25 protein-coding genes and 1 pseudogene are annotated in these 24,158 nt (G+C 59.9%); 11 read left to right on the top strand and 15 right to left on the bottom strand.

What is annotated here, in order from left to right; all coding sequences use genetic code 11:
* Nucleotides 1–11 precede the first annotated feature (11 nt).
* From hisC to CYD26_RS13895, 10 genes are all read right to left on the bottom strand, one after another.
* A complete protein-coding gene (hisC, locus tag CYD26_RS13850; protein ID WP_065760917.1) occupies nt 12–1,058 on the bottom strand; it encodes a histidinol-phosphate transaminase in 1,047 nt (348 codons plus the stop codon).
* A gap of 2 nt (nt 1,059–1,060) precedes the next feature.
* Nucleotides 1,061–2,386 carry a histidinol dehydrogenase gene (gene hisD / locus CYD26_RS13855; RefSeq protein ID WP_065760918.1) on the bottom strand — a complete coding sequence of 442 codons (1,326 nt, stop codon included), beginning with the start codon at nt 2,384–2,386 and terminating at the stop codon, nt 1,061–1,063.
* A 127-nt stretch (nt 2,387–2,513) separates the two neighbouring features.
* Nucleotides 2,514–3,149: an ATP phosphoribosyltransferase gene (gene hisG, locus CYD26_RS13860; protein ID WP_065760919.1), complete on the bottom strand. Its 636-nt coding sequence runs from the start codon at nt 3,147–3,149 to the stop codon at nt 2,514–2,516.
* A gap of 106 nt (nt 3,150–3,255) precedes the next feature.
* Nucleotides 3,256–4,521: a UDP-N-acetylglucosamine 1-carboxyvinyltransferase gene (murA, locus tag CYD26_RS13865; RefSeq protein WP_065760920.1), complete on the bottom strand. Its 1,266-nt coding sequence runs from the start codon at nt 4,519–4,521 to the stop codon at nt 3,256–3,258.
* Between the two features lie 21 nt (nt 4,522–4,542).
* On the bottom strand, nt 4,543–4,782 hold the full coding sequence (locus CYD26_RS13870) for a BolA family protein (RefSeq protein ID WP_065760921.1): 240 nt from the start codon (nt 4,780–4,782) through the stop codon (nt 4,543–4,545).
* A gap of 115 nt (nt 4,783–4,897) precedes the next feature.
* Entirely contained in the window at nt 4,898–5,203 is a 306-nt protein-coding gene (locus CYD26_RS13875) for a lipid asymmetry maintenance protein MlaB (protein WP_065760922.1), read from the bottom strand.
* Nucleotides 5,200–5,853 (bottom strand): phospholipid-binding protein MlaC, encoded by a 654-nt coding sequence (locus CYD26_RS13880; protein ID WP_065760923.1) that lies wholly within the window; start codon nt 5,851–5,853, stop codon nt 5,200–5,202. Before CYD26_RS13880 ends, CYD26_RS13875 begins: the two co-directional genes overlap by 4 nt.
* 9 nt (nt 5,854–5,862) lie before the next feature.
* On the bottom strand, nt 5,863–6,330 hold the full coding sequence (mlaD, locus tag CYD26_RS13885; RefSeq protein WP_065760924.1) for an outer membrane lipid asymmetry maintenance protein MlaD: 468 nt from the start codon (nt 6,328–6,330) through the stop codon (nt 5,863–5,865).
* Entirely contained in the window at nt 6,330–7,127 is a 798-nt protein-coding gene (mlaE, locus tag CYD26_RS13890; RefSeq protein ID WP_065760925.1) for a lipid asymmetry maintenance ABC transporter permease subunit MlaE, read from the bottom strand. The genes mlaD and mlaE overlap by 1 nt, the downstream gene beginning before the upstream one ends.
* Nucleotides 7,128–7,937, bottom strand: coding sequence for an ATP-binding cassette domain-containing protein (locus CYD26_RS13895; protein ID WP_065760926.1), 810 nt, complete (start codon nt 7,935–7,937; stop codon nt 7,128–7,130). It lies immediately after the preceding gene.
* A gap of 257 nt (nt 7,938–8,194) precedes the next feature.
* Between CYD26_RS13895 and CYD26_RS13900 the strand changes: the two genes are divergently transcribed.
* The 10 genes from CYD26_RS13900 to CYD26_RS13945 all read left to right on the top strand — a co-directional run bounded on the left by CYD26_RS13900 (nt 8,195) and on the right by CYD26_RS13945 (nt 15,200).
* Nucleotides 8,195–9,169 (top strand): KpsF/GutQ family sugar-phosphate isomerase, encoded by a 975-nt coding sequence (locus CYD26_RS13900; protein WP_065760927.1) that lies wholly within the window; start codon nt 8,195–8,197, stop codon nt 9,167–9,169.
* Nucleotides 9,169–9,693 carry an HAD family hydrolase gene (locus CYD26_RS13905; protein WP_065760928.1) on the top strand — a complete coding sequence of 175 codons (525 nt, stop codon included), beginning with the start codon at nt 9,169–9,171 and terminating at the stop codon, nt 9,691–9,693. Before CYD26_RS13900 ends, CYD26_RS13905 begins: the two co-directional genes overlap by 1 nt.
* An 8-nt stretch (nt 9,694–9,701) precedes the next feature.
* Nucleotides 9,702–10,274: an LPS export ABC transporter periplasmic protein LptC gene (gene lptC, locus CYD26_RS13910; RefSeq protein ID WP_065760929.1), complete on the top strand. Its 573-nt coding sequence runs from the start codon at nt 9,702–9,704 to the stop codon at nt 10,272–10,274.
* Entirely contained in the window at nt 10,261–10,785 is a 525-nt protein-coding gene (gene lptA / locus CYD26_RS13915; protein WP_065760930.1) for a lipopolysaccharide transport periplasmic protein LptA, read from the top strand. Before lptC ends, lptA begins: the two co-directional genes overlap by 14 nt.
* A complete protein-coding gene (gene lptB, locus CYD26_RS13920) occupies nt 10,785–11,510 on the top strand; it encodes an LPS export ABC transporter ATP-binding protein (RefSeq protein WP_065760931.1) in 726 nt (241 codons plus the stop codon). Before lptA ends, lptB begins: the two co-directional genes overlap by 1 nt.
* A gap of 179 nt (nt 11,511–11,689) precedes the next feature.
* On the top strand, nt 11,690–13,183 hold the full coding sequence (locus tag CYD26_RS13925) for an RNA polymerase factor sigma-54 (protein ID WP_065760932.1): 1,494 nt from the start codon (nt 11,690–11,692) through the stop codon (nt 13,181–13,183).
* 83 nt (nt 13,184–13,266) lie between these two features.
* Entirely contained in the window at nt 13,267–13,575 is a 309-nt protein-coding gene (gene hpf, locus CYD26_RS13930) for a ribosome hibernation-promoting factor, HPF/YfiA family (RefSeq protein WP_065760933.1), read from the top strand.
* A gap of 12 nt (nt 13,576–13,587) precedes the next feature.
* Nucleotides 13,588–14,052 (top strand): PTS IIA-like nitrogen regulatory protein PtsN, encoded by a 465-nt coding sequence (gene ptsN, locus CYD26_RS13935; RefSeq protein ID WP_099773638.1) that lies wholly within the window; start codon nt 13,588–13,590, stop codon nt 14,050–14,052.
* Between the two features lie 2 nt (nt 14,053–14,054).
* The gene (gene rapZ, locus CYD26_RS13940) at nt 14,055–14,909 is read left to right on the top strand and encodes an RNase adapter RapZ (RefSeq protein ID WP_065759402.1); all 855 of its coding nucleotides are present in this window, start codon (nt 14,055–14,057) and stop codon (nt 14,907–14,909) included.
* 18 nt (nt 14,910–14,927) lie between these two features.
* Nucleotides 14,928–15,200, top strand: coding sequence for an HPr family phosphocarrier protein (locus CYD26_RS13945; RefSeq protein WP_065759401.1), 273 nt, complete (start codon nt 14,928–14,930; stop codon nt 15,198–15,200).
* A 104-nt stretch (nt 15,201–15,304) separates the two neighbouring features.
* Here CYD26_RS13945 and CYD26_RS13950 read toward each other — a convergent pair.
* Both CYD26_RS13950 and pmbA read right to left on the bottom strand, forming a co-directional pair.
* Nucleotides 15,305–15,493 (bottom strand): annotated as a pseudogene (locus CYD26_RS13950) (metallopeptidase TldD-related protein); the annotation flags it as partial.
* A gap of 477 nt (nt 15,494–15,970) precedes the next feature.
* Entirely contained in the window at nt 15,971–17,317 is a 1,347-nt protein-coding gene (pmbA, locus tag CYD26_RS13955) for a metalloprotease PmbA (RefSeq protein WP_102052851.1), read from the bottom strand.
* 108 nt (nt 17,318–17,425) lie between these two features.
* On the opposite strand from pmbA, the gene yjgA reads away from it, so the two are divergent.
* A complete protein-coding gene (yjgA, locus tag CYD26_RS13960; protein ID WP_065759397.1) occupies nt 17,426–17,950 on the top strand; it encodes a ribosome biogenesis factor YjgA in 525 nt (174 codons plus the stop codon).
* Nucleotides 17,951–17,992: 42 nt separating this feature from the next.
* On the opposite strand, the gene tldD is transcribed toward yjgA, so the two are convergent.
* The 3 genes from tldD to CYD26_RS13975 are packed head-to-tail and all read right to left on the bottom strand — an operon-like array spanning nt 17,993 to nt 24,101.
* Nucleotides 17,993–19,432, bottom strand: coding sequence for a metalloprotease TldD (gene tldD, locus CYD26_RS13965; protein ID WP_065759396.1), 1,440 nt, complete (start codon nt 19,430–19,432; stop codon nt 17,993–17,995).
* A 2-nt stretch (nt 19,433–19,434) separates the two neighbouring features.
* Entirely contained in the window at nt 19,435–20,286 is an 852-nt protein-coding gene (locus CYD26_RS13970) for a carbon-nitrogen hydrolase family protein (protein WP_065759395.1), read from the bottom strand.
* The gene (locus CYD26_RS13975; RefSeq protein ID WP_102052852.1) at nt 20,286–24,101 is read right to left on the bottom strand and encodes a YhdP family protein; all 3,816 of its coding nucleotides are present in this window, start codon (nt 24,099–24,101) and stop codon (nt 20,286–20,288) included. Before CYD26_RS13975 ends, CYD26_RS13970 begins: the two co-directional genes overlap by 1 nt.
* Nucleotides 24,102–24,158: the final 57 nt, after the last annotated feature.

A 24,158-nucleotide genomic window follows, 5' to 3' on the forward strand; every position in this document is an offset into this window, starting at 1 on the left:
CCCAACCGATATCAGTTCAACGCGTCGAGCAACGCCTGATTCTGCTCCGGGGTACCGATGGTGATCCGCAGGAACTGCGCGATACGCGCTTGCTTGAAGTGCCGCACAATCACGCCCTGTTCACGCAGACGGGCAGCCAGGCCGGCAGCATCCTGCTCAGGATGACGGGCAAAGATAAAGTTCGCCGCCGACGGCAACACTTCAAAACCGCGCGCGGTGAGCTCGGCCACCAAATGTTCGCGGCTGTCGATGACCTTGCGGCAGGTCTCGTCAAAGTAAGCCTTGTCCTGGAACGCCGCAGCAGCCCCGACAATGGCCATACGGTCGAGCGGGTAGGAGTTGAAGCTGTTCTTGATCCGCTCCAGGGCCTCAATCAGGTCTGGATGACCGACCGCCAGGCCCACACGCAACCCGGCCAGCGAACGCGACTTGGACAGGGTCTGGGTGACCAGCAGGTTCGGATAACGGTCAACCAGGCTGATCGCCGTCTGCCCACCGAAGTCGATGTAAGCCTCGTCGACCACCACCACGGAATCCGGGTTGGCCTTGAGCAACTGCTCAATGGCGTCCAGGGCCAGCAGGCAGCCAGTTGGCGCATTAGGGTTCGGGAAGATGATCCCGGCATTCGCTCGTTGATAATCCTCGACGCGAATCTGGAACTGCTCATCCAGCGCTACCGCCTCGTACGGAATACCGTAAAGGCCGCAGTAAACCGGATAGAAGCTGTAGCTGATGTCCGGGAACAACAGCGGCGCGTCATGCTGGAACAGGCCGTGGAAGATGTGCGCCAGCACTTCATCGGAACCGTTACCCAGGAACACCTGGTTACCCTGCACGCCGTAGTACTCGGCCACGGCCTGCTTGAGCAGATCGCTGTTCGGGTCAGGGTACAGACGCAGGTTGTCATTCAACTCGGCGCGCATGGCCTCAAGGGCTTTCGGCGAGGGCCCATACGGATTCTCGTTGGTATTGAGCTTCACCAGTTTGGCCAGTTTCGGCTGCTCACCCGGCACGTAAGGCACCAGGTCCTTGACGAAGGGGCTCCAGAATTTACTCATGTTCAGTTCCCCTCGTTGTCGGCAATGATGCGGTATTCGGCGCTGCGCGCGTGAGCACTGAGCGATTCGCCACGGGCCAGGACCGAAGCGGTCTTGCCCAGTTCGGAAGCGCCTTGTTCGGAGCAGAAGATGATCGAGGAACGCTTCTGGAAGTCATACACCCCCAGAGGCGAGGAAAAGCGCGCCGTGCCGGAAGTCGGCAAGACGTGATTCGGCCCGGCGCAGTAGTCGCCTAGCGCCTCGCTGGTGTGACGGCCCATGAAGATGGCCCCGGCGTGACGAATCTGCGGCAGCCAGGCCTGCGGGTCGGCAACCGACAGCTCCAGGTGCTCGGGGGCAATACGGTTGGCCACCTCGATAGCCTGCTGCATGTCGCGCACCTGGATCAGGGCGCCACGGCCATTGATCGAGGTCTTGATGATCTCGGCACGGTCCATGGTCGGCAACAGCTTGTCGATGCTCGCAGCGACGCGATCAAGGAAGGCCGCGTCCGGGCTTACCAGAATGGCCTGGGCATCTTCGTCATGCTCGGCCTGGGAGAACAGGTCCATCGCGATCCAGTCCGGATCGGTCAGGCCATCACACACCACCAGGATTTCAGAAGGACCGGCAATCATGTCGATCCCCACCTGGCCGAACACATGGCGCTTGGCGGTTGCGACGTAGATGTTGCCCGGCCCTACCACCTTGTCGACCTGCGGCACGCTTTCGGTACCATAGGCCAGCGCTGCAACGGCCTGGGCGCCACCAATAGTGAAGACGCGATCAACGCCAGCGATGCAGGCAGCAGCCAGTACCAGTTCATTGACCTCGCCACGCGGAGTCGGCACGACCATTACCACCTCGGCAACACCAGCGACCTTGGCCGGAATGGCGTTCATCAGCACTGAAGACGGGTAGGAGGCTTTGCCGCCGGGTACGTACAAGCCCGCACGGTCCAACGGCGTGACTTTCTGACCCAACACGGTGCCATCGGCCTCGGTGTAGGTCCAGGAGTCCTGCTTCTGTTTTTCGTGGTAGCTGCGAACCCGCGCAGCAGCCTTTTCCAGTGCTTCGCGCTGGGCGACAGTGATTCGGCTCAGGGCCAGTTCCAGGCGCTCGCGACCGAGAATCAGGTCGCTCATCGAGGTGGCTTCAACCCCATCAAAACGCTGGGTGAACTCCACCAGTGCGGCGTCACCGCGCTCGCGCACGGCCTTGATGATGTCCAGCACGCGCTGATTGACCGTGTCGTCGGACACACTTTCCCAGCTCAGCAGATGATCCAGATGTCGGGCGAAATCCGGGTCAGCGGCATTGAGTCGGGCAATAGCAGTGGACGTGGTCATAGCGAGGGCCTCAATAATTGGCGGATGCTCAGGCGCCCTTAACGTAGCAGCCGATCCGCGAGGGCACCTGAAAAAGTTGGCTATGACGCGGATAGACGGGCGCGACAGCGAAGGTCGCGCGCAGGTATCAACCGCGGTGTCGCGACTCTACGGCCTGACGCAGGGTATCGATCAGGCTTTGAATACGCGCATGCTGCATTTTCATGGACGCTTTGTTGACCACCAGGCGGGAGCTGATGGTCGCGATCAGTTCCTGGGGCTCCAGGCCGTTTGCCCGCAGGGTATTACCGGTATCGACGACGTCGATGATCTTGTCAGCCAGGCCAATCAAAGGCGCCAGCTCCATCGAGCCATAGAGCTTGATGATATCGACCTGACGGCCCTGCTCGGCATAGTAGCGCTTGGCAACGTTGACGAACTTGGTCGCCACCCGCAGACGGCCTTTGGGTTCGGCAGCACCGACTGCGCCGGCGGTCATCAGCTTGCACTTGGCAATCTGCAAATCCAGCGGCTCGTAAAGGCCCTGACCACCGTACTCCATCAACACGTCCTTGCCGGCCACACCCAGATCGGCGGCACCATGCTCGACATACGTCGGCACGTCGGTGGCCCGCACGATCAGCAGGCGTACATCGGCCTGGGTCGTCGGGATGATCAGTTTGCGGCTCTTGTCCGGATTCTCGGTCGGGACAATGCCCGCCTCTGCCAGCAACGGCAGGGTATCGTCAAGAATACGGCCCTTGGACAGCGCGATGGTCAACATGAAACGTCGGTCCTTATGCGGCATGTGCCCGTCGAGCCGCACAGCAGGCTCGACAGCATTCAATTCGGTCCAGCAATGTGTGGCGCGTCCTTGCGCCGCAGGCAGACTAGCCCGGTACGCGACGGATCTTCGCGCCCAGCATCTGCAGTTTTTCCTCGATGCACTCATAACCACGGTCGATGTGGTAGATGCGGTCGATCAGGGTATCACCTTCGGCAACCAGCGCCGACAGCACCAGGCTGGCCGAAGCCCGCAGGTCAGTCGCCATCACTGGCGCGCCTTTGAGGGTCTTGGTCCCGGTAACGATGGCCGTGTTGCCTTCGACCTGGATCAAGGCGCCCATGCGGTGCATCTCGTACACGTGCATGAAACGGTTCTCAAAGATCGTCTCGATCACTGCGCCAGTGCCTTCGGCGATGGCGTTGAGGGAGATGAACTGCGCCTGCATGTCCGTCGGGAACGCCGGGTATGGGGCGGTACGCAGGTTCACGGCTTTAGGCCGCTTGCCGTGCATGTCCAGCTCGATCCAGTCTTCACCCGTGGTGATTTCGGCACCGGCTTCCTTGAGTTTCTCAAGAACCGCTTCGAGGATGGTTGGATCGGTGTCCTTGACCTTGACGCGGCCACCGGTAATGGCGGCAGCCACCAGGTAGGTACCGGTCTCGATACGGTCAGGCATGACACGGTAGGTCGCCGAACCCAGGCGCTCGACGCCATCGATGGTGATGGTATCGGTGCCAGCGCCCTGAACCTTGCCGCCCATGGCGTTGATGAAGTTGGCCAGGTCGACCACTTCCGGCTCACGCGCGGCGTTTTGCAGTACGCTGCGGCCTTTGGCCAGCGCCGCCGCCATCATGATGTTCTCGGTACCGGTCACACTGACGGTGTCGAAGAAGAAGTGCGCACCACGCAAGCCACCTTCAGGTGCCTTGGCCTTGATGTAACCACCCTCGACTTCGATCTTCGCACCCATGGCTTCAAGGCCACGAATGTGCAGGTCGACAGGACGCGAACCGATGGCGCAACCGCCAGGCAGGGCCACTTCAGCCTCGCCAAAGCGCGCGACCATCGGGCCGAGTACCAGGATCGAGGCGCGCATGGTTTTCACCAGCTCGTAAGGCGCGATCAGCGTCTTGATGCTACGCGGGTCAATTTCCACCGAAAGCTTTTCATCGATGACAGGCTCAATGCCCATACGCCCGAACAGCTCGATCATGGTGGTGATGTCGTGCAGGTGTGGCAGGTTGCCAACCGTCACAGGGCCGTCAGCCAACAAGGTGGCAGCCAGAATCGGCAGGGCAGCGTTCTTCGCCCCGGAAATGCGGATTTCGCCATCAAGACGAGAACCGCCAGTAATAATCAGTTTATCCATTTGAGTCTCGCGCCAATTGGCTCAGGTGCGCTCAGCCCAGGCTGCGCTGCTGAAAAATTTCATGGTTACCGCATGGATGCTGCCATCGGCGATCCACGGGTTCAGGTGAGCATAGATCGCTTGCTGACGTTTGACCGGGCTCAGGGCCGCCAACTCGTCGCTGATCAGATTCAACTGGAAGTTGCAGCCTTCGCCTTCAACTTCGACCCGGGTTCCCGGCAACTTTTCTTCAAGGAAGCTCTTAACTTCTACGGCCTGCATGCTCAACCTCAATCGGCGCCCTGTGCGCGCGGGTCGGCCATCATACAAAAAAGCCCCTCGCCTGCGAACCCCGTAAACGAGGACTCTGACCGAGGGGCCGCTAGACGGGGGCCGATTATCGGCCCGCCAACAGTTCGGCGAGGCCATAGACCTCGGCGATTTCGCGCATGTCCTGGGGCATTGCGCGCACTTCGACGGTTTTCCCGCTTGCACTGGCATCACGCATGAAGGCCAGTAACAGTGAGAGGCCTACACTGCTCGATTTCTCTACCGCAGAGCAGTCGAGCACCAGCGCGGGCGCCTTCTCGGAAGCAATCAGCACCTGACCTTCCTTGCGCAAGGTCGGGCCCGTGCGGTAATCCAGAACCCCCGAAAGGTTCAGGACACCGGCCTCACCCCACTGAACAGAGGCACTGCTCATTGCGTTTGCTTCTCGGTGGACTGCTCCGCCGTTTCCTTGGCCTTGGCGACTTCGCCAGCCCAACCATCGATGGTCTTGTCCAGGTTGTTACCGTTGCGCTGCATGGCATCGGCAAACTGGTCACGGAACAACTTGCCGATGTTGATGCCATTGACGATCACATTGCGCACTTTCCAGACGCCATCGATCTTCTCCAGCGTGTAGGAAACAGGATAGATCGCGCCGTTGTTACCCGTGACCTTCATGTCAACGCTGGTCCGATCGCCGCTTTCATCCTTGGCCGGGCTGACCGTAATACCCTGGTTGTTGTACTCCAGCAGGGCGTTACCGTAGAACTGCATCAAGCTGCGCTTGAAGTTCTCCTGAAAGCGCGCCATCTGCTCAGGCGTGGCTTTGCGCGAATACTTAACGGTCATGATGCTGCGCGAGATGCCATCGGCATCCACCACAGGCCCTAGGATACGGTTGAGGGCGTCGTAGAAGGCGCTCGGGTTGGCCTTGTACTGCTCTTTGTTCGACTTCAGGTCGGACAGCAGTTGATTGGTCGTGCCCTGTATAAGGTCATGAGCCGACGGGGCCACTGCCGCGCCCGCAAACATTGGCAGTGCCGCCAGCAACACCAGCAGGCCGCGTCGCAGAATAGAGATCATAGAAACTCCTTATTTGGCTTCTTTGCCAACACTGTTGAGCAGGAACTTGCCGATCAGGTCCTCAAGCACCAATGACGACTGGGTGTCATGGATGACACCGCCATCCTTCAACACCGTCTCATCGCCACCGACACTGATACCTACGTACTTTTCACCCAGCAACCCCGCGGTCAGGATCGACGCCGTGGAGTCCGAAGGCAGATTGTCTAGGCGTTTTTCCAGCTCCATGGTCACGCGACCGGTGAAGCTGTCGCGGTCAAGGTCGATGGCCGTGACCCGACCGATGGTGACACCGGCCATGGTCACTTTGGATCTGACCGTCAAACCGGCGATATTGTCGAAGTTGGCATAAAGTTTATAGGTATCGCTGCTCGGGCTGGCAGACAGGCCGCTGACACGCAGTGCCAGCAGAAGCAGCGCCAGGATCCCGGCCAGGAGGAACAGGCCGACACCGATTTCCAGGGTGCGGTTTTGCATCAGAAATCTCCAAACATCAAGGCGGTCAGAATAAAGTCCAGACCCAGGACTGCCAACGAGGCATAGACCACGGTCTTGGTAGTGGCACGGCTGATCCCCTCTGAGGTGGGCTCGCAGTCATAGCCTTGGAATACGGCGATCCAGGTAACGACAAAGGCAAAAACCAGGCTCTTGATGATCCCGTTAAGCACATCATCGGTGAAGGACACACTGTTTTGCATGTTGGACCAGAAAGAGCCTTCATAGACCCCCAGCCAGTCAACCGCGACCCAGGACCCACCCCAGATACCCACCACACTGAAAATCATTGCCAGCAGCGGCAGGGAAATGAAGCCTGCCCACAGGCGTGGGGCAACAATGTACTTGAGCGGATCGACACCGATCATCTCAAGACTGGACAGTTGCTCGGTGGACTTCATGTTGCCGATTTCAGCGGTCAATGCAGAGCCCGCCCGCCCAGCAAACAGCAGCGCGGTCACCACCGGGCCAAGCTCACGCAGCAGGGTCAGGGCAATCATCTGCCCTACTGCCTGTTCCGAGCCATAGCTGCTCAGGATATTGAAGCCCTGCAACGACAGCACCATGCCGATGAAAATACCGGAAACCACGATGATCGCCAGCGACAACACACCGACCGAGTAGAGCTGCTTGATCAGCAACTGAAAGCTGCCACCAATACCGCCACGCCCAATCAACGCATGCAGCAGGAACAGCCAGGATCGGCCCAGCACAGCGAGCACATCAATGGCCGAGCGACCGAAAAGACGAATACGCTCAAGTAACGATTTTCTGCGCATCTAACGCTTCCCCAGCAAATCGGCGCGGTAGTCAGGCGCAGGAAAATGGAAAGGCACCGGGCCGTCCGGATCGCCCTTCATGAACTGACGAATACGGGGGTTATCGGAGCTCATCAGCTCCTGCGGCGTGCCTTGCCCCAATACCTGCCCATCACCCACCACATAGAGGTAGTCGGCAATACTGGCGGTTTCCGCCAGGTCATGCGAAACGACGATACTGGTGATACCCAGGGCATCGTTGAGCAGGCGAATCAAGCGCACCAACACGCCCATTGCGATCGGATCCTGACCAACGAAGGGTTCGTCGTACATGAGGATTTGCGGGTCCAGGGCAATTGCACGGGCCAACGCCACACGGCGCTTCATGCCGCCTGACAGCTCGTCGGGCATCAACTCGAAGGCGCCGCGCAAGCCCACCGCCTGCAACTTCATCAGCACGATGTCGCGAATCATCTCATCAGACAACTGCGTATGAACGCGCAGGGGGAAGGCGACGTTCTCGAACACGTCGAGATCCGTGAACAAGGCGCCACTCTGGAACAGCACGCCCATCTGCTTGCGCGCATCGAACAGGTCGCTTCGTGACAGGGTCGGCAAATTCTGCCCCGCCACCCAGACTTCGCCGCTGGCCGGTCGCAGCTGCGCACCAATCAGCCGCAGCAGCGTGGTCTTGCCACACCCGGATGGCCCCATGATGCCGGTGACCTTGCCTCGGGGAATGCGTATATCGACATTATTGAAGATACTGCGCGAACCGCGCTTGAAGGTTACGCCCTTCAACTCGACCGCGTAGGCGTTATCAACGCTCATCTAAACTCCTTGCGATGCAGCCTTCTCACTCAGACGTCCACCTCCTTCATGGAGGCACGCACGCCCTGAGCGGGCCGAACTGGCGGCGAACTATAGCACCGCAGACAGGGCCGCCCCAAGGCCATCGCAGCGCTTGCGCAGACTTCCTTGAGCCAAAAATGAACGACTGACACGCCACTGACAGCGATTCGCAGGTGAGGCTTTCGCGCATTCCCGCTATAATCGCCGCCTTTTCATCAGGCAATCCGATTTTCCACATGAGCCAATCCAGCGACCTGATCCAATCCGCACAACGCACCATCCGCCTCGAACTTGAAGCGGTAGAAGGCCTGCTTGCCCATATCGACGCTGATTTCGTCAAGGCCTGCGAGCTGATCCAGGCCAGCAAAGGCCGGGTCGTGGTAGTCGGCATGGGCAAGTCGGGGCACATCGGCAACAAGATCGCCGCAACCCTGGCCAGTACCGGCACACCGGCGTTCTTTGTCCACCCTGCCGAAGCCAGCCATGGCGACATGGGCATGATCACCCGTGACGATATCATCCTGGCGTTGTCGAACTCCGGTTCAACCGCTGAAATCGTGACCCTGCTGCCGCTGATCAAACGCCTGGGCATTCAACTCATCAGCCTCACCGGCAACCCGGATTCGCCACTGGCCAAAGCCGCCGAAGTCAACCTTGACGCCCGTGTGCAACAGGAAGCCTGCCCGCTTAACCTGGCGCCAACCTCCTCGACCACCGCAGCCCTGGTGCTGGGCGATGCACTGGCCATTGCCCTGCTGGAAGCGCGAGGCTTCACCGCAGAGGACTTCGCGTTCTCGCACCCCGGTGGCGCACTGGGCCGACGCCTGCTGCTGAAAGTCGAAAACGTCATGCACGCCGGCGCCGAGCTGCCCCAGGTTGCCCGCGGCACCCTGCTCAAGGATGCCCTGATGGAAATGACCCGCAAGGGCCTGGGCATGACCGTGGTACTGGAAGCCGACGGCCGTCTGGCCGGGATCTTCACTGACGGCGACCTGCGCCGCACGCTCGACCGCAACATCGACCTGCACAAGGCGCGAATCGAAGACGTGATGACACCGCACGGCAAAACCGCCCGCGCCGAAATGCTCGCCGCCGAGGCCTTGAAAATCATGGAAGACCACAAGATCAACGCCCTGGTCGTCGTAGACACGGACGATCACCCGGTAGGCGCACTGAACATGCACGACCTGCTGCGTGCGGGAGTAATGTAATGCAAACCGATCTGCTGCAGCGCGGCAAGGCCATCAAACTGGCCGTTTTTGATGTTGATGGCGTCCTCACCGACGGTCGCCTGTATTTCCTCGAAGATGGCAGCGAGTTCAAGACCTTCAACACCCTGGACGGTCAAGGCATCAAAATGCTCATGGCCTCGGGTGTGACCACCGCGATCATCAGCGGTCGCAAGACACCGGTGGTCGAACGCCGAGCGAAAAACCTCGGCATCCCGCACCTGTACCAAGGGCGTGAAGATAAATTGGTCGTACTGGACGAACTTCTCGGCCAGCTCGGCCTAGACTATGAACAGGTTGCCTACCTGGGCGACGATCTACCGGACCTGCCCGTCATCCGCCGGGTTGGCTTGGGAATGGCCGTGGCCAACGCCGCGGCCTTCGTACGCGAACACGCTGATGGCGTTACCCTCGCACGCGGTGGCGAAGGTGCCGCTCGCGAATTCTGCGAGTTGATCCTGCGAGCCCAAGGCAACCTCGATGCGGCAAACGCCAACTATCTGTAGGGCGACACATGTTCAGCAATAAAATCCGCAACATTGCGCTGCTCGGGGCGATCGCCGTCCTGCTGGCGGCGGTTGGCTACTGGAAGGTCGGCCCCGATACTTTCCTCGAGAAACCGGTGGCCACTGTCGACAAAGGCGCCATCGACTATTACGCCACCAATGCCCACAGCGTTCAGTTTCTACCTGACGGCAAGCTGCAATACGACATGACGGCAGACAAGGTCGAGCACCTGCAGGCCAGCGAGATCACCCTGCTGACCACGCCCGACCTGCACATGTACCGCGGCACCGCCTACCCTTGGCACGTTCAGAGCGAACGCGGCGAGGTCAACCCGGACGGTACCGAAGTCGAGCTGATTGACTCGGTACGGGTTGCCCGCACCGATGAACAGAACCGCGAAACCATTATTACCACGACCCGCATGACGGTATTCCCACAGAAGCAATATGCTCAAACCGATCAAGCCGTTAGAATCGACGGCGCCGGTGGAACCACTACGGGCAAGGGAATGAAAGCGTATTTGAAAGACGGCAGGATGGACCTGCTGTCCAACGTAAGAGGACAGTATGAGGCTCGTTAAAACCCTCCCCTTTTTGCTCAGCCTGAGCGCAGCACTGGGAAGCGCGAGCGCCTTGGCCCTGCCGAACGACCGCGACCAGCCAATCCGCATCCAGGCCGATAACGCCCAACTGGACGACAAGAAAGGCATTGCCACCTACACCGGCGACGTGATCATCACCCAAGGCTCGATGATGATCAAAGGCAACACCGTGACCATCACCCGCTCCGCTTCCGGCGATATCGACGTGGTCACTTCGGTGGGCAACCTGGCGTATTTCGAGCAGCAACAAAGCGCTGCAAAGCCGGACAAGATGCAAGGCTATGCCGTGCAGATCCAATACCAGGCATTGAAAGACCTGGTGGTTCTGACTGACCGGGCCAAGGTGATCAACGAAGGCAACACCACCGAAGGCGAGAAAATCGTCTACAACACCAAGTCTCAGGTCGCCACCGCCGGCCGCGGCAGCAACATTACCGCACCGCGCCCACGCATCGACATGGTGATCCAGCCGAAGAAGAAGGCCGAGTAATGGCAACCCTCAAAGCCCAGCACCTGGCCAAGAGCTACAAGAGTCGACAAGTCGTACGTGACGTCAGCCTGTCAATCGACAGCGGCCAGATCGTCGGCCTGCTCGGCCCTAACGGCGCCGGCAAGACAACGTGCTTCTACATGATTGTCGGCCTGGTACAGGCCGACCAGGGCCGCGTGCTCATCGACGACCTGGATGTCAGCCACCAGCCGATGCACGGTCGTGCACGCGCTGGGATTGGCTACCTGCCCCAGGAAGCCTCGATCTTCCGCAAGTTGTCGGTGGCCGACAACATCATGGCGATCCTGGAAACACGCAAGGAGCTGGACGCCGCAGGGCGTCGCAAGGAACTGGAAAGCCTGCTGCAGGAGTTTCACATCAGCCACATCCGCGACAACCTCGGCATGAGCCTTTCCGGTGGTGAACGTCGCCGTGTGGAGATCGCCCGCGCACTGGCGACTGCACCGAAATTCATCCTGCTCGACGAACCGTTTGCCGGTGTCGACCCGATCTCGGTCGGCGACATCAAGCAGATCATCCACCACCTGAAAGCCAAAGGCATTGGCGTTCTGATCACCGACCACAACGTCCGTGAAACACTGGATATCTGCGAAACCGCTTACATCGTCAACGATGGTCGCCTAATCGCCGAAGGTGATGCAGAAACCATCCTGGCCAACGAACTGGTGAAAGAGGTTTACCTCGGCCACGAGTTCCGCCTGTAAGCCCGAGGTGCGAGGCACCGCCAGAGCGCTGACGATCCGCCCAAATACCGGCTTATTTGTTACAGCGCTCTAGGCAAACACCTCGGTTTCAGGCATATAATTTGCTTAAAGAAGGCGCTTCGGCGCCCTTGTAGTGGATGGCGCATGTGCGCCGGCGAATAAGGTGTTAAGCCCCTGCCATGAAACCATCGCTCGTCCTAAGAATGGGCCAGCAACTGACGATGACACCGCAGTTGCAACAGGCCATCCGTCTGCTCCAGCTTTCCACACTGGACCTGCAGCAGGAAATCCAGGAAGCCCTGGAATCCAACCCGATGCTCGAACGCCAGGAAGATGGCGACGACTTCGATAACAGCGACCCGATGGCGGATAACGCCGAATCCAAGCCGACCTCGGAATCCCAGGAAACCAGCTTCCAGGAAACCGCCACTCCCGTGGAAAGCCTTGAGGAAGGTGAGTGGAACGAGCGTATTCCCAATGAGCTGCCGGTAGACACCGCCTGGGAAGATATCTATCAAACCAGCGCCAGCAGCCTTCCCAGCAACGATGACGACGAGTGGGACTTCACCACCCGCACCTCGGCCGGTGAAAGCCTGCAGAGCCACCTGCTGTGGCAGTTGAACCTGGCGCCAATGTCGGATACCGACCGACTGATTGCCGTCACCCTGATCGACTGCATCAACAACCAGGGCTATCTCGACGAAACCCTGGAAGAGGTCTGTGAGTCCTTCGACCCGGAACTCGATATCGAGCTGGACGAAGTGGAAGCCGTCCTGCACCGCATCCAGCAATTCGAGCCTGCCGGTATAGGCGCCCGCAACCTGAGCGAATGCCTGTTGTTGCAGTTGCGTCAGATGCCGGCACAAACACCCTGGATGACTGAAGCGCAACGACTGGTCAGCGACTACATCGACCTGCTCGGCAGCCGCGACTACAGCCAGCTGATGCGCCGCATGAAGCTCAAGGAAGACGAGCTGCGCCAGGTGATCGAACTGGTACAAAGCCTGAACCCACGCCCCGGCTCACAGATCGAGTCCAGTGAACCCGAATACGTGGTGCCTGACGTGATCGTGCGCAAGGACAGCGATCGCTGGCTGGTTGAACTGAACCAGGAAGCCGTCCCACGCCTGCGCGTCAATCCACAATACGCAGGCTTTGTACGCCGCGCCGATACCAGCGCAGACAACACCTTCATGCGCAATCAGCTTCAGGAAGCCCGCTGGTTCATCAAGAGCCTGCAAAGCCGCAACGAAACGCTGATGAAGGTTGCCACCCAGATCGTCGAACACCAGCGTGGATTCCTCGACCACGGTGACGAGGCCATGAAGCCGCTGGTGCTGCACGACATCGCCGAAGCGGTGGGCATGCACGAATCGACCATATCCCGGGTGACCACGCAAAAGTACATGCATACCCCGCGTGGAATTTACGAACTGAAGTACTTTTTCTCCAGCCATGTCAGCACCTCCGAAGGCGGAGAATGCTCGTCCACGGCGATTCGCGCGATCATCAAAAAACTGGTTGCAGCGGAAAATCAGAAAAAGCCATTGAGTGACAGCAAGATCGCTGGTTTACTGGAGGCACAAGGCATCCAGGTAGCACGACGCACCGTCGCCAAGTACCGCGAGTCGCTCGGCATTGCACCGTCGAGTGAACGCAAGCGACTGATGTAACGCACCTGAGGTGTGCCACCGCAATTCAAGTGGCAGGCGCAATACCTGCCTCTTTATGCACCGGCAACAAAAGGAGAAGCTGTATGCAAGTCAACATCAGTGGACACCAAGTAGAAGTCACCGAAGCGCTGCGCACTTATATCGGGGAAAAACTCGAGCGTGTTGAGCGTCACTTCGACAAGATCACCAATGTGCAGGTCATTCTGGAGGTCGAGAAGCTGAAACAGAAAATCGAGGCCACCCTGCGCATCCCAGGCGGCGAAGTCGTCGCCAATGCCGAGCATGAAGACATGTATGCCGCGATCGACCTGCTTGCCGACAAGCTCGACCGCCAACTGAAAAAACACAAGGAAAAACAGCAGGCCTTGCTGCAAGGTGCAGCCGCTCGCTGATCCCCCCCACTCATGATCCGACTTGAAGATATCCTGACCCCCGGCCGTTCACTTGTGAACGTGCCGGGCGGCAGTAAAAAACGCGTACTCGAACACATTGCCAACCTGATTGACCGGGAAGTACCGGATCTGGAAATGCAAGATGTCTTCGAGAGCCTGATTGCCCGCGAAAAACTGGGTTCAACCGGTTTCGGCAACGGTATCGCCATTCCACACTGCCGCCTCAGTGGCTGCACCGCACCGATCAGTGCGCTGCTCCACCTGGATGCCCCCATAGATTACGACGCCATCGATGGTGCTCCCGTAGACCTGCTGTTCGTACTGCTGGTTCCGGAAGCCGCCACCGACGAGCACCTGGAGCTGCTGCGCCAGATCGCCAGCATGCTTGACCGCAAGGACGTTCGCGAAAAACTGCGTGCGGCCGGCGATAGCCAGTCCCTGTATCAGGTCGTACTGGATGTACAGAACGGGCACTGAACATGCGTTTGATCATCGTCAGCGGCCGGTCCGGCTCAGGTAAAAGCACTGCCCTCGATGTGCTTGAGGACAATGGCTACTATTGCATCGACAACCTTCCAGCCGGCTTGCTGCCGCAGCTTGCCGAAAATGCGCTGATCAATACCGAACTGATGCAACCCAAGGTTGCCGTGTCCATTGATGCACGCAACCTGCCAAGCCATCTATCCCGGTTCCCGGAACTGCTTGAAGATGCACGCAACCGGCATATCCAATGCGATGTGCTGTATCTGGACGCCGATGAAGAAACCCTGCTCAAGCGCTTCTCGGAAACCCGTCGCCGTCACCCGCTGACCAACGCTCAGCGCTCGCTGGCTGAGGCCATCCGGGTCGAGACCGAACTGCTCGGTCCTATTTCCGATCTGGCCGACCTGAAGATCGACACCACCAACCTCAACCTGTACCAGCTCAAAGACTCGATCAAGCTTCGCCTGCTCAATCAACCCGAGCCGGGTACTGCGTTCCTGGTCGAATCATTCGGCTTCAAGCGTGGAATGCCCGTAGACGCTGACGTGGTGTTCGATGTGCGCTGCCTGCCCAACCCCTACTGGAAGCCAGAACTGCGGGATCACTCCGGGCTTGAGCAACCGGTAATCGACTACCTGGCCGCCCAGCCGGATGTCGAAGACATGTTCCAGGATATCTCCGGGTATCTTCTCAAATGGCTACCCCGCTTTGCCGCCAGCAACCGTGCGTATGTCACCATTGCCATCGGTTGTACCGGTGGTCATCATCGCTCGGTCTATCTGACCGAACGCCTGGGTCAGTTGCTGCAGCAATCGCTGAAGAACGTCCAGGTCCGCCACCGCGACCTCTAGCCACAGGACTCTTGTGCGATGCCTGCTCTTGAAATAACCATCATCAACAAGCTGGGCCTGCATGCCCGCGCAGCCGCAAAATTCGTTGGCGTTGCCGGCCGTTTTCCTTGCCAGGTACGAATTGGCCGTGCACCGGACAAACTGGTCGATGGCAAGAGCATCATGGCCGTGATGATGCTCGCAGCAGGCAAAGGTACTCAGGTACACCTGCACACCGAAGGTGAAGACGACACAGAGGCACTCAACGCACTGGTTGAGCTGATCAACAATCGCTTTGACGAAGGCGAATAACGCACAAGCATTCTACTGCCCCCTTGTCTCACACAGCCGCGTGCCCTTCTGGTAGCCCAACACCAAGCCGAGCTACCAGACGTAGGATCCACTACGACAGTTGCTCAATCACTCACGATATCTAGTTGTTCAATCAGAAGCGAGCGCCCCAATGAGCGTCCAACGGGCTCGCGATCACGGCCTACAGCAACGATTTGCTTGAACAGTGCGTTCATATTGCCCGAGACAATAAACGGGTTCAGCGCATGCTGCACCTCGCCATGCTCAATCCAGAAACCAATGCCGCGCATGGAGAACTCACCGCTTCATCAGGCGAGAATTCCTCATTCAGGTCGATGCTCACCTCAGCCTTGCACTGACCAACGTAGACTGCCAGCCCAAGCCAAGCTGTAGCGTCGGTGTACAGGGGGTCCACGTGATCATCTGCCACCCGCTGCACCTTGTGCGCGAGCCTCAGCAAGCAGCACTTCGACATGCGCCTTCAAGTCGGGCAGATTTTCAGGCCCTACAGCCTCCGGCGCCTTGTTCACATCATTCATCATTGGGAAATCCTTTTCTTGAGCCAGGTAAAGTGAGGCCTGCGCAGCGCTAACGCGCACGTTCGCCGGGCAAGCGATACGTTCAAGAAGGACGAACAGCGAAGAAGGGCTTACGCCACGACAGTACGAGAGTCCGTTTCAGTGTTCGTATCCTTATCGAACGACAGAACGGACTCTACGCCTGCAAACAGATGACCTGATCCTACATAGTTATGGCCAGGCCCAAGGGAATCAGCTACCAGCGACCGTCATTTTCTCGATCAGTACGGAGCCAGTGTGGATATTGCTGCGGGTTTCCAGATCATTACCGATTGCAACGATTTGCTGGAACATGTCTTTCATATTGCCGGCGATCGTCACCTCCTGAACCGCAAACTGGATCTCACCGTTCTCCACCCAGAAACCTGCCGCGCCACGGGAGTAATCGCCTGTCACCATATTCAGGCCATGCCCCATCAGTTCAGTGACCAACAGGCCGCGCCCCATGCGACGCAGCAGTTCAGCCTGATCTTCATCACCATGGGTGACAAACAGGTTGTGCACACCACCGGCGTTGGCGGTGCTCGGCATGCCCAGTTTGCGCCCGGAATAAGTGCCCAGAACATAAGACACCAACTCACCGTTTTTGACGAATGGCTTGGCATAGGTTGCCAGCCCATCACCATCGAAGGCCGCACTGCCCAAGGCACGCTGCAGGTGCGGACGCTCATCCAGGGTCAGCCAATTCGGGAACAACTGCTGGCCCATGGCGCCATCGAGGAACGACGATTTGCGGTACAGGTTTCCACCGGAGATCGCCGACAGGAAGCTGCTGAACAGCCCACCGGCCAGTTCCGCCGAGAACAGCACCGGCACCTCGCAGGTGGGTACCGGGCGCGCGCCCAGACGGCTGGCAGCACGCTGCGCAGCGCGCCGGCCAATGCTCTGCGGGTCGGCCAGCAACTCGCCCTGACGATTGACGTCATACCAGTAGTCGCGCTGCATCTGCCCATCGCCCTCGGCGATCATCACGCAACTCAAGCTGTGACGCGTCGAGGCATAACCGCCGATGAAACCATGGCTGTTGCCGTAGACGCGGCAGCCCTGATGGGTATTGAGGGTGGTGCCATCAGCATTCTTGATCCGTGGATCGGCCTCGAATGCCGCCGCCTCGCAGGCCAAGGCCTTCTCGATGGCCTGTTCCGGAGTGATGTCCCAGGCATGGTAAAGATCGAAGTCCGGCAAATCGCGAGCCATCAACGCGGCATCAGCCAGCCCGGCGCAATCGTCTTCGGAGGTGTGCTTGGCAATCGCCAGTGCGGCAGCAACGGTTTCACGAATCGCCTCACTGCCGCTGGCCGAGGTGCTGGCCGAACCTTTGCGCTGACCAACGTACAAAGTGATACCAAAGCCTTGGTCACGGTTGAACTCAACCGTCTCTACTTCACGTTGACGCACCGAGGTCGACAGCCCCTGCTCCAGCGAAACGGCTACTTCGCAGGCACTGGCGCCTTGGCGCCGGGCCTCGGCAATGATCTGCTCGACCTGCTCCTGCAGTGCCGGCAGGGCTTGCGGACCTACGCTCTGGACTGAACTCATGGTCTTCTCCACTCAAAATCTGCTCTCGGCACGGGTCAACTCACGACCGGGCCGGACAAGCGGCCCCCGACTGGTTATCATGGCGGCGTTTCCACGCGGACTGCCACCATGGTTGATTCTTACGACGATGCCTTCGACGAAGGCGAAAAAAGCAAAACCCAGATCAAGCGCGAGCTGCATGCGCTGGTCGACCTCGGCGAGCGCCTTACAACGCTCAAGCCGGACACCCTGGCACGCCTGCCGCTGACCGACGCCCTGCGCCGGGCCTTGGCCGATGCCAGCAAACACACCGCCCACATTGCCCGTAAACGCCACTTGTCGTTCATCGGCAAATTGATGCGCGATCAGGACATCGAGGCCATTCTTGCGCTGCTGGACCAACTCGATGCCTCCACTCGCCAGTACAACGAACGATTCCACAACCTTGAACGCTGGCGCGACCGTCTGATCGGCGGCACCGACGAAGACCTCGAGCGTTTCGTCAACGAATACGCCGAAGCGGATCGCCAACAGCTGCGCTCGCTGATCCGTCAGGCCCAGCATGAGCTGGCGCGCAACAAGCCGCCAACTGCCAGCCGCAAGATCTTCAAGTACATCCGCGACCTCGACGAAACCCAGCGCGGCCTGCGCTGATCTTCGTAGCCGAGCCGGCACCCTGCCGGCTCGACCTTTTCGTCATGCGCCCGTGCCACCCACGGTGATCGCATCGATCTTCAGCGTCGGCTGACCCACACCCACAGGCACCGATTGCCCATCCTTGCCACACGTGCCGACACCACTGTCCAGCGACAGGTCGTTACCGACCATCGACACACGGCTCATGGCCTCCGGCCCGTTACCGATCAGGGTCGCTCCCTTCACCGGCGTGGTAATCTTGCCGTCCTCGATGAGGTAGGCCTCACTGGTGGAAAACACGAACTTGCCACTGGTGATATCCACCTGCCCGCCGCCAAGGTTTGCGCAGTACAGGCCACGCTTCACCGAAGCGATGATTTCAGCCGGGTCGCTATCACCGGCGCGCATGTAGGTGTTGGTCATGCGCGGCATCGGCAAGTGTGCATAGGACTCACGCCGGCCGTTACCGGTGCGCGCCATCCCCATCAAGCGGGCATTGAGCTTGTCCTGCATGTAGCCTTTGAGGATGCCGTTCTCGATCAAGGTGGTGCATTCGGTGGGGGTACCTTCGTCATCGACGCTCAGCGAGCCGCGGCGCCCTTCCAGGGTACCGTCGTCGACAATGGTGCAGAGACTGGACGCGACCTGCTCCCCCAAACGACCGCTATAGGCCGAGCTGCCCTTGCGGTTGAAATCACCCTCAAGACCATGGCCGACCGCTTCATGGAGCAACACCCCTGACCAGCCCGGGCCGAGAACCACCGGCAATGTCCCGGCCGGCGCCGGAACCGCCTCAAGGTTGACCAAGGCCTGACGCAATGCCTCACGGGCATAGCCCATGACACGCTCATCGGTGAAGAAACGGTAGTCGGTGCGCCCGCCGCCGCCGTGGCCGCCGCGTTCACGGCGACCATTCTGCTCGACGATCACGCTGACGTTGAAACGCACCAGCGGTCGCACATCGGCAGCCAGGCTACCGTCGGCGGCCGCGACCAGGATGCGCTCCCAGACGCCGGCCATGCTGACACTGACCTGCTGGATACGTGGGTCCAGCTTGCGGGTTGCCGCATCGACACGCTTGAGCAGCTCGACCTTCTCGGCACGGCTGATGACCTCAAGTGGATTGTCCGGCGAGTACAACTGCACCACGTCCTGGCTTTTGAACGCCTGAACACTGCCGTTCTGTCCAGCTCGGGAAATTGAACGGGCAGCACGAGCCGCCGAGCTCAAGGCCTCAAGGTTGATCGCATTGCTGTAGGCGAAACCGGTTTTTTCACCGGATTGGGCACGAACACCTACCCCCTGATCGAGGTTGAAGCTGCCCTCTTTGACAATGCCGTCCTCCAGTGCCCACGACTCGGAAATCTGCCCCTGAAAGTACAGGTCGGCGGCATCGATACCGGGCCCGGCCAGCTCACCGAGCACCGACTGCAGGCTGTCCAGAGTAAGACCACCTGGCGCCAGCAGGTGCTCACTGACGGTGGATAACAACTCGCTCATAGTCACTCCGAGGTGTGCGCAGGCCGCAAGGCGTCCTGCGAAAAAAAGCGCCGGTGCAAGGCCACCGGCATCCGCGCCCGGATGGACGCCTGTTCGCTGCTGTCGCGTTCGGCCAGCAGCACGGCTTCGCCGGTGTCCTGTTCGGCGACGATGCGCCCCCATGGATCGACGATCGCCGCATGACCAAAGGTTTCCCGTGGACCGGGATGAGTGCCGCCCTGAGCCGCAGCCAACACATAACACTGCGTTTCAATAGCCCGGGCACGTATCAGCACTTCCCAGTGTGCGGCACCGGTTACCGCGGTAAACGCCGCCGGCGCACTGATCAATTCAGCCCCCGCTTCGCGCAAGGCGCTATAGAGCTCCGGAAAGCGCAGGTCATAGCAAACACTGAGCCCCAGACGGCCAACCGGCGTATCGGCCACGACCACCCGACTTCCATGGGCATAATCATCGGACTCACGATAACGGCCACGGTTGTCGGCCACATCGACATCGAACAGGTGCAGCTTGTCGTAGCGCGCCACCTGCTGCCCCTGATCGTCGATCAGCAACGAACAGGCATGGGCTTTCGCGTCGGGCTGCCCGACCGGCGGCAAAGGCACGGTTCCGGCCACAATCCATAACCTGAGGTCACGTGCCGTCTGTTTCAACCACGGCAGGATTGGCCCCTCGCCAAGCGCTTCGGCTCGGCCGATTGCGGCACTGTCACGACGCCCCATGGCCGCAAAGTTTTCTGGCAAGACTGCCAGCCGCGCACCGCCATGGGCTGCACGCTCAAGCAATGCGTGGGCCTGGGCCAGGTTGCCAGCAATATCGCTCTGGCTGACCATCTGAATCACGGCTGCTTTCATCAACGGTTCTTCTCGAAAGGTTTGATAAAGCTAATCTTAGGCTCTTTCCACGGGCCTTCGACGCGATAGTGCACGCTGGCATAACGTGCCACCCGATCCCCCAGCAGGCGGTCAACCAGGAACAGGGCACCGCCAATGGCCGGCGCACCGACAATCAACGCCGCCAATGGCAGGTTGTTGGTCACCGGCAAGGTCACCAGCAGGTTGGCATCGATCTGGTCTCGAACCATGTCCAGTGTGCCATCCAGCTCCAGATTACTTGAGGGCCCCGTCACGGTGATCGGTTCACGCGTCACGTAGACGCCCTCACTGGCGACCAACAAGCCTTTGACCCGGTCATAACTCAGGCCTTTGCCAAGCAGGTCGGAGAAGTCCAGGCGCAAGCGACGGCCAATCGAGTTGAAGTTCAGCAGACCAAACACCCGCAGCGCCTGAGCACCACCTTCCACCTCGACAAACTGGCCTTTGCGTAGCGAGGCATCAAGGCTGCCGGAAAACCGCTTGAGGCCAACCCAGGCGGGCGAGCCTGGCCAGCGGCCGTCGGCGTCCAGACGAAAATCCCGACTGGTCACGGTCGGTGCGAACTTCCAGGCCTTGAGCACATCTGCCACGTCCTTGCCTTCCAGACGGCCCTTGTACCAACTACTGCTCGCCCCCGGCACACCCTCCCAGCCAGCGTTACCATCAATCATCAAGCCTTTGAGATTGAGGTCCAGATCCTTCAGCGCTACGCCCTTGGCCGTGGGCCGCAGCTTCAGCGACCAACTGCCCAACAGATCGTCACCCAGGAACAACTTGCCGATGGTCAGGTCGACTGCAGGAATTTTGCGCGGATCGACAGTAGCCAAGGGGTCAGGGGCATCCGGGGCCGTAACCTCAGCGGGATCAGCCGACGGCAGATGAATGGTCTGCAAATTAAGGGTGATCGGTTGTGCCTGGTTATCCGGCAGGCGCGCATTACCTATGACCTCCTTGCTGTCCAGGCGCACGCCCCAACTGTCATTGCTACGGTTGACACGAACCACCGCCTGGTTGAGGTCAAGACCGAATGCCTTGACCTGCCCAATGCTCACATTGGCACTCTGGAGGGCTTGCCGGGCACTGCCGCCTGGATCGTTTCCGGCATAACGTTCCAGCTGTTTCTGCCAAAGCGCCACGTCCAGCTCGGCCAGCTTGCCACTCAACCGCACGCCCTGGGCAGAGGGCAACTGGGCATTGCCTTCGCCAAACAACAGTTCGCCGCGCCCTTGGCCGGGCTTGCCCACCGGCGATGCGTACACCAGGTTGGCAAGGTCTGCGTAATCAACATCGTAACGGCGCTCAGGGCCTTGCAGGTTCATCCGAAACTGGCTGTTACGCACCTCGCCAGCGGATTTGCCAAACGGTGCAGGCAAGTCGATTGCCAGCCCCTTGAGCGTGGAGTTGATCGTCAGTTGATTGCTGCGGCTACCCAAGGCTACCTGCAGCTCGTAGGGCAGTTCGCCAGACAGCGGCAAGGCTTGGTTGAACTGCAGCCAGTCGGTCAGCGCCTTGAGCCCGATCTGCCCCTTGGCAGCGAGGCGGGTCTGCAACTGACCGGGCTTGCCTTCCGCGAAAATCTGCGCAGTGAACGGCTTGTCGAACGCCCGGGCCGTAATGCCCTGACCGCTCAGACCTTTGTCATAATCAAATCGAAAATCGCCCTTGAGCTGGCTCAATTCCAGCGCCGGCTCACGGATCTTGAGGCGTGCATCAGCCGTACTGAAGTCCACAAGCACCTTGGGCTGTTGCCCCTTCACCAGTGGAACATCGAGCTTGAGCTTGCCCACCAGGCTGCCCTCGCCCTCCCAACCGGCAAAGGTCGGCCCGGTGCCAATAGGTGCCTCCTGGAGAATCTTCAGACCATCGCCAAGCCCGCCGGAAAATTCGCCATCAAGGTACAAGTGGCTGTGCTCGCCACTGTCCACATGGGGAATATCGACTATCACGTTGCTGACCTGGGTATTGAGCAACTCCCCACTGCGGGCCTTTACCCGCACCCCGGCATCGTCGATGAACACGTCGCCGTCGACGTTGTGCACCGTCGGCCAGCCCGGCTGAAAATCGAGGGCCGCATCATGCACCTTGAAAAACAGGCTGATGCTCCGGGCCTCAGGGGATGCCCCGTGGTTCAGCGAGCCCTGGTACTGAAAATAGCCCTCATCGACCGCACCCTTGAGAATTGCCGTGCGCAGCCACTCATCCAATGCGGGGCTCAAGACTGCCGGCAGGTACTTGCCAGTGTAACGACCGTCACCCTCGACCAGACCGACACGCAGGTCCATGTAGTCCTCAAGCGCAGGGTCGAAGAGCAGACGAATCAGGAAATCGCCAGCGATCTTGCCTTCCTCTCCCAGCACCTTGAGGTAAGGCGCAATGAGGGTGAAGCCGTCCTGATCCAGACGCCAGGTCAAGCGTGCATTGGCTTTCTGGTAATGCCAGGGTTTGGCGAAGATAGGATCGAGATGCAGCATGAATGCATCGGTATCAAGGCGTAGCTCACCCTGACCAAGGTCACCACTGATGCTGCCACTGACGTTTCCTGCCGCCGGTGCACCGTGGTAGGCCGAAAACCCCACCCGGTCGAGGTTGGCTGCAAAGCTCAGGCGCTGATCGCCACTGGCCTTGGGTCGAATATCCAGCCGCACGTTGCGCAAGCCACCGGTCACCTTGAGACCATCAACCACGGCCATCAGAGTGTCCGGCAGCGGAGCCAGGGCATCGATCAACGGCGTGAGCGGGGCAAGGTCCAGGCGATCGGCCTGCACCTCCCAGGTTTCTTCGGTTTTCTCGGTGGCCGCCAACTGGCGCAACTGGATACGAGATTCCCAGCGGGTTTCGCCCAGGCTCATCGCCAGGGAGTCTACGGCCACTTCGAAGCCCTGCTCGCTACGCTGGAACCAGGCGTTGAGGGCCAGGTTATCCAGGGCGATGGCTTTGCGCCCGGTATAGGCACCGCGCAACCGCGGCGCGTTCATGCGCACCACCGCACTGCTCACCGCACCGTTCGACCAGTTGAGCCAGACCTCGCCGCCACTACGCAACTGCTCGGCCTTCCACTGCCCCAGCCATTTCGGCGGTATCCACTTGGCCCAGTCACTCTGCGGCAGGCTCAGGTACGCCTCTAGTTGCGCCTCACGCCATTGAGCCGGGCGAATCCGGCTGCGCAGGCTCAAGGCCAGCGGCTGGCCGTCGGGCAGGGTCGCACGCGCATCAAGACGCTGGCGCACACTGCCGGTCTGTAGCCCGAGGCTGACATAGGTAAGGGTTGTCGGATCACGCTGGAACGGCTCAAGGGTCACCTGGCTGTCGAACAGGGAAACCTTCGAGACCACCTGAAGTTGGGTCAGCACCTGCTCAGGGTCGAGTGATTGCGCTTGCGTGACGGGCAAACCCTTCAGCGCCCAACGGCCATTCTCATCTTCATGCAGGCTCACCTGCAGGCCACCCAACTCGATCTGGGCAATGCGTAGCTGACGCTCCATCAAGCTGGCCCAAAGGTCTGGCACGACCCTGACCGCATCCAGGCGCAAGGCGTTGGGGCCATCACCCAACTGCACATCACGCACCAGCAACACCGGCGCCAACCCACTCCAGCGCCCCTCCAGGGCGCCGATATGGACAGGCATGCCCAAGGCCTGCTCGGCCTTGTCCTGAGCGTCATTCCGGTATTCAGCCACCAACGGCACCAACTGCCGCCCAAGGCTTACGTAAAGTGCGACAAGCACTGTCAGCAGGGCGCAACCGCCCAAGCCCCAGCGAGTCAATGCGATCAGAACGCGCGTCAGACGTTCCATGTCGATGTCTCCCCGAGTCGAGCTTTAACTATGGCCCGGACTACCGGCTTTGCCAGC

It is taken from the genome of Pseudomonas sp. FFUP_PS_473 (genome assembly GCF_002858665.1).
Classification (GTDB): Bacteria; Pseudomonadota; Gammaproteobacteria; order Pseudomonadales; family Pseudomonadaceae; genus Aquipseudomonas; species Aquipseudomonas defluvii.